The organism is Baekduia sp., assembly GCF_035318805.1.
Taxonomy (GTDB): Bacteria; Actinomycetota; Thermoleophilia; order Solirubrobacterales; family Solirubrobacteraceae; genus Baekduia.
The window spans coordinates 52,550-67,813 of sequence record NZ_DATHDY010000110.1; the positions used below are offsets into that span (position 1 = coordinate 52,550).

At 71.7% G+C, this 15,264-nt stretch carries 10 protein-coding genes; 4 read left to right on the forward strand and 6 right to left on the reverse strand.

The window, feature by feature from the left end:
* Window positions 1-12 precede the first annotated feature (12 nt).
* On the forward strand, window positions 13-933 hold the full coding sequence (locus VK501_RS22635; RefSeq protein ID WP_324341486.1) for an NADP-dependent oxidoreductase: 921 nt from the start codon (window positions 13-15) through the stop codon (window positions 931-933).
* Between the two features lie 3 nt (window positions 934-936).
* Here VK501_RS22635 and VK501_RS22640 read toward each other — a convergent pair whose 3' ends face one another.
* A complete protein-coding gene (locus VK501_RS22640; RefSeq protein ID WP_324341488.1) occupies window positions 937-3,285 on the reverse strand; it encodes a sensor domain-containing phosphodiesterase in 2,349 nt (782 codons plus the stop codon).
* 217 nt (window positions 3,286-3,502) lie between these two features.
* Here VK501_RS22640 and VK501_RS22645 point away from each other — a divergent pair, with 217 nt between their 5' ends.
* Complete coding sequence (locus VK501_RS22645; protein WP_324341490.1) at window positions 3,503-4,327, forward strand: alpha/beta hydrolase; 825 nt, start codon at window positions 3,503-3,505, stop codon at window positions 4,325-4,327.
* A 24-nt stretch (window positions 4,328-4,351) separates the two neighbouring features.
* Here the strand turns inward: VK501_RS22645 and VK501_RS22650 are convergent, their stop codons facing one another.
* Window positions 4,352-6,376, reverse strand: a complete 2,025-nt coding sequence (locus tag VK501_RS22650) for an Ig-like domain-containing protein (protein ID WP_324341492.1) — start codon at window positions 6,374-6,376, stop codon at window positions 4,352-4,354.
* 274 nt (window positions 6,377-6,650) lie between these two features.
* On the opposite strand from VK501_RS22650, the gene VK501_RS22655 reads away from it, so the two are divergent.
* A complete protein-coding gene (locus VK501_RS22655; protein WP_324341494.1) occupies window positions 6,651-9,149 on the forward strand; it encodes an alpha/beta hydrolase in 2,499 nt (832 codons plus the stop codon).
* Here VK501_RS22655 and VK501_RS22660 read toward each other — a convergent pair.
* From VK501_RS22660 to VK501_RS22670, 3 genes are all read right to left on the reverse strand, one after another.
* Window positions 9,146-9,394 (reverse strand): hypothetical protein, encoded by a 249-nt coding sequence (locus VK501_RS22660; protein WP_324341496.1) that lies wholly within the window; start codon window positions 9,392-9,394, stop codon window positions 9,146-9,148. The two genes, VK501_RS22655 and VK501_RS22660, sit on opposite strands and share 4 nt — an antisense overlap.
* A 213-nt stretch (window positions 9,395-9,607) precedes the next feature.
* The gene (locus tag VK501_RS22665; protein WP_324341498.1) at window positions 9,608-10,081 is read right to left on the reverse strand and encodes a hypothetical protein; all 474 of its coding nucleotides are present in this window, start codon (window positions 10,079-10,081) and stop codon (window positions 9,608-9,610) included.
* 1,150 nt (window positions 10,082-11,231) lie between these two features.
* Window positions 11,232-13,151, reverse strand: coding sequence for a hypothetical protein (locus VK501_RS22670; protein WP_324341500.1), 1,920 nt, complete (start codon window positions 13,149-13,151; stop codon window positions 11,232-11,234).
* Between the two features lie 91 nt (window positions 13,152-13,242).
* On the opposite strand from VK501_RS22670, the gene VK501_RS22675 reads away from it, so the two are divergent.
* The gene (locus tag VK501_RS22675) at window positions 13,243-13,596 is read left to right on the forward strand and encodes a hypothetical protein (protein WP_324341502.1); all 354 of its coding nucleotides are present in this window, start codon (window positions 13,243-13,245) and stop codon (window positions 13,594-13,596) included.
* A 991-nt stretch (window positions 13,597-14,587) separates the two neighbouring features.
* Here VK501_RS22675 and VK501_RS22680 read toward each other — a convergent pair.
* Window positions 14,588-15,264, reverse strand: a 677-nt coding sequence (locus VK501_RS22680) for a transposase (protein ID WP_324341504.1), incomplete at its 5' end; no start/stop codon positions are given.

A 15,264-nucleotide genomic window follows, 5' to 3' on the forward strand; every position in this document is an offset into this window, starting at 1 on the left:
TGTCATGAGGCGATGCCTCGCGCAGTGCGGTTCGATCGCTACGGCGGCGTCGAGGTCCTCGAGGTCGTCGAGGTGGAGCGGCCCGTGCCCGGGCCGGGCGAGGTCCTGGTGCGCGTCGCGGCGGCCGGCATCAACCCGGGGGAGGCCGCGATCCGCGAAGGGGCGATGCGCGACCGCTTTCCCGCGACGTTCCCGTCGGGCGAGGGCAGCGATCTGGCCGGCACCGTCGAGGAGGTCGGCGATGGCGTCGACGCGTGGACCGCCGGCGACGAGGTGATCGGCTTCACCGACGACCGCGCCAGCCACGCCGAGCTCGTGGTGGTCGACGCCGGCAACCTGACGGCACGGCCGCCCGGCGTCAGCTGGGAGCAGGCCGGTGCGCTCTTCGTGGTGGGCACGACGGCGTTCGCCGCGGTCCGCGCGGTGGGGCTGTACGAGGGCGAGACGGTCGTGATCTCCGGCGCGGCGGGCGGCGTCGGGTCCCTGGCGGTGCAGCTGGCCGCCGACACCGGCGCCACGGTCATCGGGCTGGCCGGCGAGCCCCATCACGCCTGGCTCGCCGAGCACGGGGCGATCCCCGTGACCTACGGCGAGGGTGTCGCCGATCGCATCCGAGCCGCCGCCCGCGGCACGGTCGACGCGTTCATCGACACCTACGGCTCGGGCTACGTCGACCTCGCCGTCTCCCTCGGCGTCGCGCCCGAGCGGATCAACACCATCATCGACTGGGCGGCGGCGCAGCGCGTCGGCGCCAACACCGACGGCAACGCCACGGCCGCCCGCGCCGACGTGCTCGCCGACCTCGCGGGCCGCATCGCCGCCGGGGACCTCGAGATCCCGATCGCGCAGACGTACCCACTGGATGAGGTTCGCGAAGCGTTCCGCGACCTCGCGCAGCGCCACACGCTCGGCAAGATCGTGCTGGTGCCCTGAGCCTCAGCCGGCGAGCCCGAGCAGGGCGGCGTCGCGCTGGCGCGCGAGGAGCTCCAGCATGCGGTCGGCCGGCTGAGGCTGCGCGAAGAGGTAGCCCTGCGCGATCGGGCAGTGCAGGGCGGCCAGGAACTCGAGCTGCTCGGCGGTCTCGACGCCCTCGGCGACGACGGTGAGCCCGAGCGCGCGGGCCATCCCGACGACCGCCTCGACCATGTGCCGGTCGCGGTCGTCCTGGCGGTCGCGGTCCAGCCTCGCGATGAACGAGCGGTCGACCTTGAGCTCGTCGATCGGCAGGTCGTGCAGGTAGGACAGCGACGAGTAGCCGGTCCCGAAGTCGTCGATGGCGAGGTGGACGCCGAGCGCACGGAGCCGCGCGAGCGCCGACGCGCCCTGCTCGAACTCGCGCACGAGCGAGGACTCGGTGATCTCCAGGCACAGCTGATCCGGCGGCAGGCCGGTGTCGGCCAGCACCTGCGCGACGAGCGCGGGGAGCTGCTCGTCGCGGAGCTGGTCGACGGCGACGTTGACCGACATCCGCAGCGGATGGCCGGCGGCCGCCCACTCGGCGGCCTGCGCGCAGGCGCGCTCCAGCACGAGGCGGCCGATGGCCGCGATCTGGCCGGTCTCCTCGGCGACGCCGATGAACTCCATCGGCGAGACGAGCCCGCGCTCGGGATGCTCCCAGCGCACGAGCGCCTCGGTGCCCATGATCGTGCCGGTCTCGACGTCGACCAGCGGCTGGTAGTACACGAGGAACTCGTCGCGCTGCAGCCCGTGGAGGATCTCGCGCTCGACGGCGAGGTGCCGGGTGGCGCGCTGCTGCAGCACGCCGTCGAACTCGTAGGCGTCCTGTCCTGTGGCCTTGGCCTCGCGCATCGCGCTGTCGGCCTCGCGCAGCAGCTGGTCGGCGCTCGTCGCGGACCGGCGCGCACGGGCGATGCCGATCGAGCTCTGCAGCACGATCTCGCCCTCGGGGCCGCGGAAGGGCTGCCGGAGGCAGCGCTGCAGGCGCTCCACGACGTCGGCGACCTCCTCGGCGGTCACGTCGTGGCAGAGCACCACGAACTCGTGGCCGCTGAAGCGGGCCAGCGCGTCGCTGGCGCGCAGGGTCCGTGACAGCCGCGCCGACACCTCGACCGAGATGCGGTCGCCGACCTCGTGGCCGAAGCCGTCGTGGACGATGTCCAGGCGCCCGATGCCGATCCACAGCACGGCGACGCAGGGGTCGCCGTCGCCGTCGGCGCGCAAGGCGCCGTCGAGGCGGTCGCGCAGCAGCAGCTTGTTGGGCAGTCCGGTCATCGGGTCGTGCGTGGCCTGGTGCACGAGCTGGGCGTTGTGGCCGGCGCGGACGTCCAACATGGAGTTGAACTCGCGCGCCAGCCGCTGGAGCTCGGCCGGACCGGCCTCGTCGACCCGCGTGCCGTCGGGCGCCCGGCCGGCGCGGGCGACGGCCGCGGTCACGGTCCGCAGGGGTCCGGCGACGCGGCGGTTCAGCAGCCACACCGACGCGGCGAGGACCAGCAGCGCCAGCAGCCCGACGAGCGCCTGCCGGCTGAGCGCGCCGCGAGCGTCCGCGAGGACCGCCGACCGGCGCTCGCCGGCGTAGACGCGCCACGGGGCGGCGGCGACGTCGGCGGACGCGAACAGGCGCCGCGACCCGTCGATGCCGTCCCAGTCGCCGGTCGCGCGCCCGCCGGGGAAGCGCGTGGCGCGCGAGCCGCGCGGAGCGCTCTCGGAGGTGGTGACCACGGCGTGCGTGGCGCGATCGACGATCGTGAAGCTCTCGTGCCGGATCCCGGCGACGTCGCGCGCCAGCGCCGGGGCGGCCGGCGGCACGTGCGCGAACAGCGCGACGGTCCCGACCGTGCGCGTGCCGCGCCGGATCGGTGCGGTGATCACGACGGCGGCCGTGTGCGTCGCGCGGTCCTCGGCGCGCCAGTCGACGGCCGTGCCCTTGGCGCGCAGCGCGGCGGGCAGCCAGGCGCTGCCGGCGTGCACCTTCGCCGAGGTGACCTGCGGCGACGGCTTGGACGTGCAGGCGACCCGGCCGTCGGCCGCCACGAGGTCCAGCCGCACGCTGGTGAAGGCGCCGGCTCCGTCGGTCGTCAGCTGGCAGGCCTCGGCGCTGACGAAGACCTTGTCGAGCCCGGGCTGGGCGGCGAGCCCCTCGACGGTGGTGCGCCCGGTGGCGATCGCCGACGCGATCGAGTCTGCGGCGCGCCGCGACTGGAGCGCCATCTCCCGCGTCGCGTCGTCGCGGGCCTGGGCGGAGCTCCACGCGAAGCCGTAGCCCGTGGCCGCGACGACCGCGAGGACGAACACGCCGACGATCAGCAGCAGGTAGGCGCGCACCGGCCATGGCCGTGCCGTCGACGCACCATCCGCCGTCCCACGTCCTGCCGACCGCCTCCACCGCATTCCCGCTCCCTTCAGCGCGACATCTGCACTCAACGGTGAGACTTCGGCGCAATCGTCGCCGGACTTGAGCGCCGGGGCGCCAGACCCACGGTCGTCGGACCATTCGGGCGCGTGCCACTCAGGGCGTCCGTCACGAACTACGCTGCGGACGATGCCCCGCCGGATCATCGCCGTCGCCCTGGTGGCGGCCGTCGCCGCGGCCGGGATCGCGTACCGGTTCTGGCCCGGGGACGTGCACACCGGGTCGTCGGCGGCTCACGGGGCGAAGATCATCCGCTACGACGTGGCATCGCGCTATGTCCACCGGACGCTGCCGCAGACGGCGGCGACCCCGGCCGGCGGCGGGAACGGACGTCCGCTGCTGGTCTTCCTGCACGGGCGCGGCGCCAACGGTCACGAGTCCAACGCCAACGGCGCCTTCTTCGCCGCGCTGGCGGGCCTCGGCGACCGCGCACCCGACGTCGTGTTCCCCGACGGCGCGTTCGGCTCGTACTGGCATCGCCGCGGCTCGGGCGACTGGACGCGCTACGTGCTGGACGAGGTCATCCCGCAGGCGCTGAGGCGGCTGAAGGCCGATCCACGGCGCGTGGCGATCGGCGGGATCTCGATGGGCGGCTTCGGCGCCTTCGACGTCGCGCGCCAGCGCCCCAAGCGGTTCTGCGCGGTCGGCGGGCACTCGGCGGCCGTCTGGCTGCGCGGTGCAGACACGGCGCCGGGCGCCTTCGACGACGCGGCCGACTTCGCCCGCCACGACGTCGTCGCGCTCGCGCGGGTACGCGGCCGCGCCGCGTGGGGCCGCGCGCGGCTCTGGCTCGACGGCGGCACCGCCGATCCGTTCCGCCCGGGCGGCGAGGCGCTCGCCACCGCGCTCCGGATCCCGATGCACCACTGGTCCGGCGGCCACGACGGCGGGTACTGGCGCGCCCACTACGCGCGCTACCTGCGCTTCTACGCCGACGCGCTCGCGGCCTGCTGACGCGGCCGCGAGCGCGCCGTGCGCTCAGCCCACCTTGGCGCTGACCGTCCCGATCGAGGCCACCGCCGACGAGCCGCGGTAGCTCGCGCGGACCTTCGTCCCGCGGCCCGGCACGGTCGCCGACAGCGTGCACGTCGCGCTCAGCGACACCGTCCGCCGGTCGCCGCCGGACTCGAGGACCACCTTGGCGCCCCGGCACGCCTGGGCCCGGGTCACGCGCGCCGGCGGCGTGAGCTTCCCGGTGACCCTGACCCCGCCCGTGGCGCGCCTGCCCGTCACGATCAGCTTGGCCCCGGTGAACCGGCCGATGCGGATGGCCGCGGTCGACGTGGCGGTCGCGCCCCTGGTGCTGGTGGCGACGATCGTCAGGGTCTGGGCGCCGACGTCCTGGCCCGAGGGCTTGTAGGCGCAGGTGAACGGGGCCGCCGTGTCGCGGCAGATCGTCGTCGCACCGAGCATGACCGTCACGCTCGCGGCGCCGACCGTCGGGATCGTCAGGCTGAAGCCATGGCTCGCGCTCACGACACCGCTGAGCCCACCGATCCGGCCGATCGCCGGCGGCGTGACCGGGACGTCGGTCGACGGGATCGTCACCGTGACGCCGTCGCTCGCGGTCTGGCCGCTCGAGTCGGTGGCCACCACGGTGATCGACTGCGTGGTGCCGGCGAGGTCGGCCGGAACGGTGTAGGCGACGTCGTACGGTGCGGTGCCGTCGGTGCCCAGCAGGCGGCTGCCGAGGTAGGCCGACACCGACGTGACGCCAAAGTCGTCGCCGGCGCTAGCGAGCACGTGCGCGGCGCCGCCCGCCGTCAGCGGCGTGCCGCTCAGCGGCGAGGTTAGCGACGCCGTCGGCGCACCATCGGCGGTGGGCAGCGGGCCGGTCTCCGGGATGCCGGCGGGCTCGACGGTGGCGTGCGGCGCGGTGGTCACCGACGCCGCCGAGCCGCTGTCGAGCCCAGAGACCCCCTCCCGGCCGCCCGCGCTCGGCGTGCCGACCAGCGGGCCGCCCGCCCCCCAGAAGTTGCCGGGCGCCGCGACCGGTGCGCCGTCACGCACCGCGCTGTCGCCGGCGTCGGCGTTGAACACGCCGTAGCCGTTGCCGGCGAACGCGTTGCCGGTTGCGCCGACCGTGCCGGCGTCGGTGAGCAGGAGGCCCACCGACGTGCGCGGCGCGCCCGAGCTGAGGTTGCCGAAGATGCGGCTGCCGCTCACCACGCCATCGGCGCCGGAGTGGAACTCGACGCCGGTGCGGCCGGCGGTGCCGTCGCCGCCGCCGTCGATCACCGTCGAGCGGATCTCCCCGGTCTCCGAGATCCCCGAGCGCGTGGTCGGCGCGCCGTGCGTCGCGCCGTCGACGCGGACGCCGCCCGCCCCGTAGCCGGCGATCCGGCTGCCGTCGATCTGCAGGCGTCGCGCCGGCGCGCCGGGCGAGTCGACGCCGAGGTACGAGTTCGACAGCACGACGCCCCAGCCGAGCGGCGCGCCCGAGGTCGCGTTGTGCAGCGGGCCGATCACCGAGTTGACGACGTGGCCGGAGCTGTTGAAGAAGTTGACGCCGGCCTCGACGTCCACGTCGGGCGACGCGATGGTCACGCCGGAGATCGTGACCGACAGCTCCGACTCGGCGGTCGAGCCGAGCGACTGGCGGCTGACGGTCACGACGTTGCCGCCGCCGTCCAGCAGGGCCGGTGCGGACCCGGCCAGCGTCCCGCTGGTGGCGGCCGGCTCGATGAGGACCTTGGACGGGCCGGCGCCCCTGAGCGTCAGGTTCTTGCGGATCGTCAGCCCGTTGGCGGCGCCGGTCACGCCGGTGGCGGGATCCGAGGGCGTCGAGGACTCGCGGTAGGTGCCGTCGCAGATGGCGATCGTGTCGTACGGCGCGGCCGCGTCGACGGCGGCCTGGATCGCCGTGTACCCCGCGTTCGGGCACTGCGCCCGGTCGTCGTCGACGGTGATCGTCGAGGCGGCCGCGGTCGTCACGGGGACGGCGAGGCCGGCGACGCATCCGGTCAGGGCGACGGTTCGGGAGAGGGACTTCCAGCGGCTCATCGGGCTCCAGCTTCGGTGGGTCGGGCGAGGGGGCTCGCCCCGCGGCGCCGGCAGTGTAGGCACGGCTCGGCGGCGGTCAAACGACGGCGAGAAACGGACCGGCAGGGTCGATGCGCGTCGAAATGCCTGCAAAACACAAAAGCCTTGGAAGTGGTAATCCGACCGGCGGTCCAACCGGTTTGTGGTCGGGTTCCGACCGCCGGTCGACCTCGGCGACGGGGGGCGGCCGCTTGACTACCGGGCCGCCGCACTCATGCCTCGATCCGGAGAACTCGTGATCCCCGTCCGTCCGCTCGCCCGTCTGCTGACCCTCCTCGCGCTGGTCGTGACTTCAGCGCTCTTCCTGCTCGCCCCGCTCGCGCAGGCCGCCGCGCCCGACCCGCTGGCCGCGGGTCCCTACGGCATCGTCCGCCAGGACTACGAGGCCGGGTCGATCCGCCTGCAGATGCCGAGCTCGCCCGGCGCACCGGCGACGGCGCAGCGCGAGGAGTTCACCCAGTACCTGCGCGGCGACCTCTTCTATCCCTCCGGCGGTAGCGGCCCGTTCCCGGTCATCGTCAACGTGCACGGCAACCACTCGGCCTGCCGCACCACCGCGCTGCCCCTGGGCACCGGCGAGTCCAGCGCCTACGCGGACGACTGCACCCGCGACATCACGACCGGCGCGCCGGTCACCGGCTTCTCGCCGCTGCCCAACGACGAGGGCTACGACTACATCGCGGCCAACCTGGCCAGCCACGGCTACGTGGTCATCTCGGTCGACCAGGACGAGATGATGGTGCATCAGGTCCAGAACCCGGGCGACGACCGCGGCATGTACTCGCGCAGCCAGATCATCGCCGCGCATCTCGACGCGCTGTCGCTGGCCAACCAGGGCCTGGCCGCGGGCAACCTGCCGGCCGCGCTGGCTGGTCGGCTCGACATGTCGAGCATCGGGCTCATGGGCCACTCGCGCGGTGGCGAGGCCGTCACGCACTTCATCGACTACAACCGCACCCGGCCCGGGCCGCGGTACAACCTGAAGGCCGTCCTGTCGATCGCGCCGGTCGACTACGAGCGCCGCGCGCCGTACGGCACCAACTACGCCACGGTGCTGCCGCTGTGCGACGGCGACGTGTCCAACGTCCAGGGCGCGCGCTTCTTCGAGCGCAGCCAGCACATCGCGCCCGGCGACCCGTTCCCCCGGATCCAGTTCACCGTCCAGGGCGCCGACCACAACTACTTCAACACGAGCTGGGTCGCCGACGACGGCGCGGGCTACTCGCGTGCCGCCACGCTGACCGACGGCAACTCCACCAACATCCGCGACCTGGCCTGCGGGGAGAAGAACCTCAACTCGCTGTCGACCGCGGGCGTCTCGGTCCCGAGCTCCATCCGCCTGAGCCCCACCGACCAGCAGAAGGCGGGCCTGGCGATCGAGGCGGCGTTCATGCGCCGCTTCGCCGGCGGCGAGACCGCGTTCGACCCCTACATGACGGGCTCCGAGCCGTTCCCGGCGTCGGCCTGCGCATCACCCGGCGCCACCGGCGTCTCGTGCAGCGAGGAGTTCTCCACCAACTACTTCGATGCCCCGGCGGGCCGGCTCGACGTGATCGAGCCGGGCGGTGACCAGCCGCTGACCGTGGACGCCGCCGGTGGCGCGCTCACCGGGTCGGGCTTCTCCAACCCCTTCAAGAACCCCGACGGCACCGCGCCGGCCAACGGCTACACGCCGGCGGCGGACACGTCCGGCGGCTACGACTGGTGCAACCCGGAGCCGCTGCAGTTCGTCGGGACGGCCCAGAACCCGCCGAAGGCCGCCAAGCCGTGCCCGCTGCCGGCCCTCGACGGCCCGGGCGGCCAGGCCAACGAGCGCGAGAACGCGCCGGTCAACCGCAGCTACGGCAACCAGCTGGCGCTGGCGTGGGACCGCCCGGCGTCGCTCGCCGCGCAGCTGCCGGCCCGAGCCGGCAACGTGTCCGGCTTCACGACTCTGGCCCTGAGCGCGGCGGTCAACTACTTCGACACGCGCAACGTCCAGCGCACGCCCGGCAACGCGTCCGACCCGCGAGCCGTCTCGCAGGACTTCGACGTGGTCCTGGTGGACGACCAGGGACACGAGGCGACCGTCCCGGCCGGCGCCGCCAAGTACGGCAGCGCGCTCGAGCCGTCGCTCGGCGCGGTGTTCGACGAGGGCGGCAAGACCCACCGCGGCCGCCGGCACGTCGTCCTCAAGGAGGTCCGCATCCCGCTGACCGACTTCGGCGGCGTCGACCTGCAGCACGTCGCCCAGGTCGAGCTCCGCTTCGGCGGCCGCACCGCGACCGGGTCGATCCAGCTGGCCGACGTCCGCTTCCAGGAGGGCACCTACAAGGACGCGACCGTCGACCTGTCCAAGTACCCGGCCCAGGCGCCGCCCGCCGACCAGATCGTCGGCGACGTGACGCTCGCCGCGCCCGGCGTGCTGCCCTCGGGCTTCACCGCGGCCGGGGCCTGCGCCGACCTGGCGCCGCCGGTCTCGTCGGTCACGACGGTCACGGCGACCCGCAACGGCTACAGCGCCAAGGGCAAGGCCACCGACACCGGCTGCGGTGCCAGCGCGCCGAAGAAGGTCTACGTCGCCTTCACCCGCAAGGGCGCCAAGGTGAGCTACGCCACCGCGACGGGCACCCAGGCGTGGTCCCGGGCCAGCAGGCGCACGCTGAAGCGCGGCACCTACGTGCTGCGCGTACGGGCGACCGACGCGGCCGGCAACCTCGCCGGGGCGGTGAGCAGGACGGTCACGGTGCGCTAAGCGGCGCGGAGCAGGCCCGTGGAGGTCACGAGGCCTGCGGGGGTGCGTGTCAGCGTGACGTCGTGCACCATGCCAGGGTTGGCGGTGCCTGCGGCGATGGCGGCCTCGCGGACGAGCTCGCCGCTGGCGGTGCGTCGGGCGACGCGCCAGGGGATGGCTTTGGAGGCTGTGGCGCGCCGCACCATGGCCTCTTCGGCGTCGTTGAACTCGCCGACTTCGGCGGGGATGGCGGGCAGCGCGGCCATGGCTAGCGGTGGCGGCTGGGGTCGCGCCAGCCGAAGTAGCCGGGCGCGATGAGGGTGGCCGCCGATGAGCACGCTGACGAGCAGCCCTGCGACCAGCAGGGAGGCGAGGGCGCCGAGTGGGTGGTGGTTCACGGGCGATCCTTGCGGGCGGGGGCGAGCATGGCGGCATCACCGAGACGGGTCCGCCATGCGCAGGCCGCGCCCGCAGGCTGGTTACTGGACGGCGTCGAGGACGGCGACGGCGTCGTCGGCGAGGTCGATGCGGACCTCGTCGCCGAGGGCAAACAGCCACTCGACCAGCCGCTCGGCGTGGTCGTAGGCGCACTCGGCCGCGCGGTAGAAGACCTTGCTGGCGGTGGGTCCGTGGGCGTCGTGGAAGGCGATCGTCTCGATCGTGGGGCTCTGGCCGGCGGGGCCCTGCTGAAGGTGGGTGACGTGCGTGCGCACGCCGGGCGCGCCGACGTAGGCGGAGGTGAGCGCCAGCGGGAGATCGTGGCGGGCAATCACCGTGGCGATCGTCAGGACGTGCGCGCCGCTCCAGCGCACCGCGGTGCTGGTCTGGATGGGCTCGCCGTTGACGGTGAGCGACGCTCGGGATTCGTTGTCGCAGGGCAGGCCCAAGGCGTATGGGTTGCTGCTGGCGGGCCGGCCTTCGAGGGCGGCGCTGTAGCCCTGGCCGAGCGCCATGGGCGGGGTCGCGCCGGCCCAGCACGAGCCTCCCGGACATGGGGCTCGTGGGGTTGTCGCGCACCCGGCGCAGCACCACGTGGGCGCTGTGGCGGCGGCTGCGACGGGCGCTCGGACTTCGGCGAGGATCGCGCCGACGTCCTGGGTGCTTCGTACACCAAGCGCACGCCGAGCTCTCGGCCGCGGCGTCAGCGATCGTGGCGACCCCCTCTGTGCCATCGGTGAGGTCGACGAGCGTCGCGCGCGAACCGCGTCCTGGTAGGTCGAGCGCGGCGTCGACGCCCGTGGGCGCCGCGCGGGTGCACGCGTTGGCCAAGCCGTCTCCGTAGGTCACAGGCGTAGCGCCTGGAGATCGACGATGCCGAGGCAAGCGGCACCCGGGGGATGCCCCCGGTGCAGGCCCTTGAGCGGTGTAGCCTCCACTCACGCTGGGAATACAGTCTTGATATGGGCCGAGCCGCTGTGTCTTGCGCTGTCCTGGCCGTCGCGGTCTACATCGCGGGACTGATCGTCTGGACGCAACGCGGGACGTGCGTCGACGCCGACCCAATTCCCGATTGCACGAACGACGGAGCACAGAGCCTGTTCTACATCTCCGTCCCCGTTAGCATCCTGTTGCTATTGATCGCAGCGGCGCTTGGAATCGCGACGCTTGTCAGGCGCCGTCGACGCGGATAGCCGGTGCCTCCGCAGTGTCTGGTACCGACAAATCAGCACTGGCGACCGGCTCGGGACGTGCGCTGAGAAGCGCGCCGGGGTCAGACACCGCATCGCGAGCGTCCAACAACGACACCACCCCCAGACCAAGGTCTTCCTGGGCAAGTTTCGTCGAGGGCAAGACCCAACGCGAAGCCCGCCGCGGGCTCAAGCGTCACCTCGCGAACGTCGTGTACCGGCGCCTCCACGTCTGGGCCAACACCTGCCCGAGCATGGACCACTTGACATAGAGAATCTGGGGCTTTCGGCAGACGCCCGAACGCGGAGTGGGGGCCTGGGGCCGCGCTACGGCTCAAGCGGCGTCAGAGCCGCAGCGCTGCCACATTGGCTACACCACTACTACAACGAGCGGAAGCAACAGCTCACTCGTAACCGGCCGCCCGTCACGCGCGTTCGGCACCGCCTGAGGCAGAACAGCTAGATCGCGGAGTCCTCACGTGTCCTCGGAGCCGGGCGGCCGCGCGTCGCAGTAGGTGATGATCTTTCGGCCGTCGACCTGCTCGGGATGCAGGCGAGCGACATCTGTTAGGCGCGACCGGTAGCCGAGATGAGCAGACCAGTCAACTCGGCGATATACAGGGGCCTCAGAGATGTAGGCGTGGTTGTAGCAGACGTCGACCGCCGAGAACATGCAGGACTTGTAGTCGCTGAAACGCGCACCGCAATAGCCCTGCTGGGCGGCCGTCCACGCTCGGGCGGTCGGTTGCATGCTGTAGATGACGCGGCCCTGGTCGTCCTCGCCCTCATTTGTGGTGAAGTTGACGAAATAGAGCTTGCGATAGCGGAACTGTCGCGAGGCCTGGGCGATGATGGCAAAGTCGGGGTACTTGGCCTTGTCGAACGGGTTTGGTGGGTATCCGCTTGCCAAGTCGTCCTGGTGGATGTTGCCCGGCATGTTGGTTTGCGTGTACTTGCGGGCGTTGTTGGTCTCCCAGTTGTCTGACCAGCGGGGCAGTTCGGGGTAGACCTGCGCCTCCAGCTCGACGTTGCGGTCGCCGGAGCGATCGGCGCACATCCAGGCAAGGCCGTAGGCGGCTTGCCAACGGAACCTGAGGCGGTGGACCTTGAGGTGATGCCCGCCGTCAGGATCGCCGAGGACCGTGTCGGCCTTGTGTCGGCTGGGAGCGGCGTAGACCGGGTTCGGCGCGACGATCGATTCAGGCACGCGTCCGACCTCGCCCCGGTCCTCACAGGTGGGCTCGCGCGGCTCGGTCAGCGTGGAGCTCGTAGCCCTGGCAGCGGTGCTGACGGTGGCCGCGTCCACCGACATGGCGCTGAGGGCGGTCGCTCCGGCGTCGGAGGTCGCGGGGCTTGACAGCGGTGTCATCGTTTTGATGTTGGTGGCCCCCTGTCCGGCGACCGCAGACCGCATTGCACTCGCCGCTTGGGAGGGCCCCAGCCGCACGGTCACCCCGGTGATGAACGAGCCTCGCGCGTCGAGATGTGTCTTGAACGCGCGCGCGTCTTGGAGCGCGGCGGCGATGTCCTCCGCCTCCTCATCGTCTGCAGGGGTCTCCTGCTCGAGCTCAGAGATATTGCCGGCGGCGAGTTCGGACTCCTTGACGTAGAAGTCCTCGATGCTCGTATCCAGCGACGCGGGCGTAGAGACCCGGACCGATCCGCCCCAGCTTGCGGCGACAGGATCGTAGACGCCGGTCAGGGCGCTCTGGTCCTGCAATGCGGCGCCGGCTGGGACCGCTGCACTGACCTCGCTAGGCGTTAGCGGCCGGTGAAAGCCGATGGCCACGTCCAGCGTGCCGTTCGGGTCGGCGACGTTGTGGCGCGCAACGGTGAAGGCGTCCCTGATCCTACGCGTCAGATCACGCGGCGTGTCTTCTTCGGGCGAGTACTCGAAGGTCGGCGGGTTGGGCAGCGAGCCGGCCGCGGTAGCGTCTGGAAGGTTGGCGGTGAGCCAGTTCTGCACGTCGGCGCCCCAGTCCATGATCGCGTCGTAGCAAGCGCGCAATGCGTCGGTTGTCGCGTCGCAGTCCGAGGCGTGATTCCAACTATCGGGCGGAACGGGCATGGGTCCCGTCAGGTCCGCGGCGGATGCCTCGTCGACCTGCTGCTGGACGGAAGTGCGCCACCCTGACAGGGCGGCGGCATAGTGGTTCGGACCTGGGACGTTGACCGTGAAACTGCGGCGGGTGGCGTTGGCCGAGTTGTCGCGCGCGATCACCTCGATGCGGTGGGTCCCTTCCGACACGGTGTCGGTGTCGAAGAACCAATCACCGGCGATCGTGCTGCAACCGGGGGCGCAGTCGTCGCCTTCGAACCGCTCGCGCACGCTGTCATCGACCAGCACCTCGACACTCGCAACGCCAGTGCCGCGGTCCTGGGCCTGGAACGCCATGCCGAAAAGGTCACGTCCCGAGGCGTCGACCCCTGGGCTCACAAGGTCACCGGACACGGTAAGCGTCGGGCCGGGGACTGGTGGAAGGTCGATGACCATGCTCGCGGATACCGCCGTCGCGTCAGCCGTGGGCGCCGACCAGGAAACCGTCCGCGCCGGATACAGCCATGTCGCGACGGGCTCGTCGGCAAAGAACAGGGAACGACCAACGACGGCCGTGGTGCCCCGTCGGGGCGAAAGCGTGGCCCGCGGCGTCATCGATGAGGGAAATGCTGGGCTCGTCGCAGCGCCTCGAACTGCGACGATGCAGAGCGCTCGGCTGTCGGGCACCGAGTTGAGTGCAGAGCAGCTCGTCTGCCGCGTCTGCGTTGCCGAGATGCTGCGCCCGGCTCCGATCGCGGCGTTTGGGTCGACCCCACTGAAGGATGCAGCGAACCCGGAATGAAGACCCCGCTGAGGGGTACTGTTCGCGCCGTAGAACCCGAAGGTATAGGACGCCGGCTCGTTGGTCGCTACGACGTGCTCGAAGACGTACAGGTGGCCCGTTCCGAAGGGACAGAGGACCTGGCCTCCAGAAACCCGCGGACAGCTATTGACCGGCGCCCACCCCGGCTGGAGCGGCGTGGACACATTGCTAGACGCCGTATTGCGATCATCGGCAACGTGGAGCGCAACGATGATTCTGTCGCCGGGAGAGGCATCCGGGCGAGGGATCGTCAGCGCCGTTACATCGACACCAGAGGCCGTCCGGATGTCGCGCATGTTGATGGCCCCTTCAGCGCTCGCGGAGCAGATCAGCAACGCTGCCGCGATGACGGCAGCCCCCCACCGAAACCTCATGAATCCTCCTAGTGATTAATCCTCCGCTCTCGCCGAGCGATGGGGCACCTTATGCGATGAGAGATACTGTGTGCATTGGTGTCGCTTAAGTCATTGTTTACGCCGCAATCCTGCGCAGTATGAGTGAGGAAGCGTCCGGTTGCGGACTATGCACACAACGTTCCTATGCGGGCGCAAAGCTGTAAAGCCGTGTGGGTGGCGGTGAAACCGAGATCGTGCGCGACGGCCCGCAACGACCGCGCGGCCAGCATCCACGCTCGAAGCGGTGCGGTTGCTGTCCGCCGATCACAGCAGCAGCGACGGGGCGTCGCAGGGACACGCGGCTACTTTGAGGCTTACCAGCGGGTCCCCCCTAAGCTAAGAGCGTGGGTCCCTGACCCGCCGCGGGTTTCGCCCCCTGGGCGAAGACCCGCAAGGGAACCTGGCCCTCTGGGCCAGTGTTCCCCTAGGAGCGTGGGTCGCTAAGCGGCGCGGGCGGTGGTCTGGCGGGGCCGCTGTTGGGTGTGGGCCGGTTTCAGGCCCGTGGCGGGTGGGCGGGGCGCGCAGCGCCCCGCCCGTTGTCGTTGGGTGCTGCCAGCGGCTGCGGGCGGGCGGGTCTATCCGGTCGCGGTGGCGGCCAGGCCGCCGTTGCGGTGCAGCTTGAGCAGGTTGTGCACGGCGCAGTCAAAGCGCCATTGCGCGCGGGCGGCGACCAGCCCGCGGAGGCGCAGTTGGCGGGCGTGCAGGACGGTCATCATCTGCCCGAAGACGGGCTCGACGATCGCCTTGCGTCTGGCGTAGGCCGCGTGACCCTTCTTGGTTTTCAGCTTGCGCGCCATCCGCTGTTTGGGGGTGGCGTCCTTGGCGATGCGGCCTTTGGGGGCGATCGGGGGTGGTTCGTTGTGCTTGAACTTCCCGGTCGCCAACAACGGGTCCAGACCGCGGTCGGCAGCGGTCTGCACGTTGGCTTCGCTGAAGTAGCCGGCGTCGCCGAGCAGCACCGCCTCGTCGGCCACTTCGGCCTCGATCGCCTGCAGGTTTGCGGCCAAGTCGTCGAGCACCGCGGTCAGCTGGCCGGCGTCGGGGGAGATGTTTGAGAGCTCGGCGGCGACGATCACCTGCGCGGTGCTGTCGACGATCGCCTGGGCGTTGAAGCACTGATGAAACGAGCCGTCGCCGGTCTTCATGATCCGCGATTCGGGGTCGGTGAAGTTGCGCTGCGCCCGCGGCTTGGGCTTAAACGGATCACGCCCATTGCGTGGGGTCCGCGGCTCGCGGCCCTCGGCGCGCATCT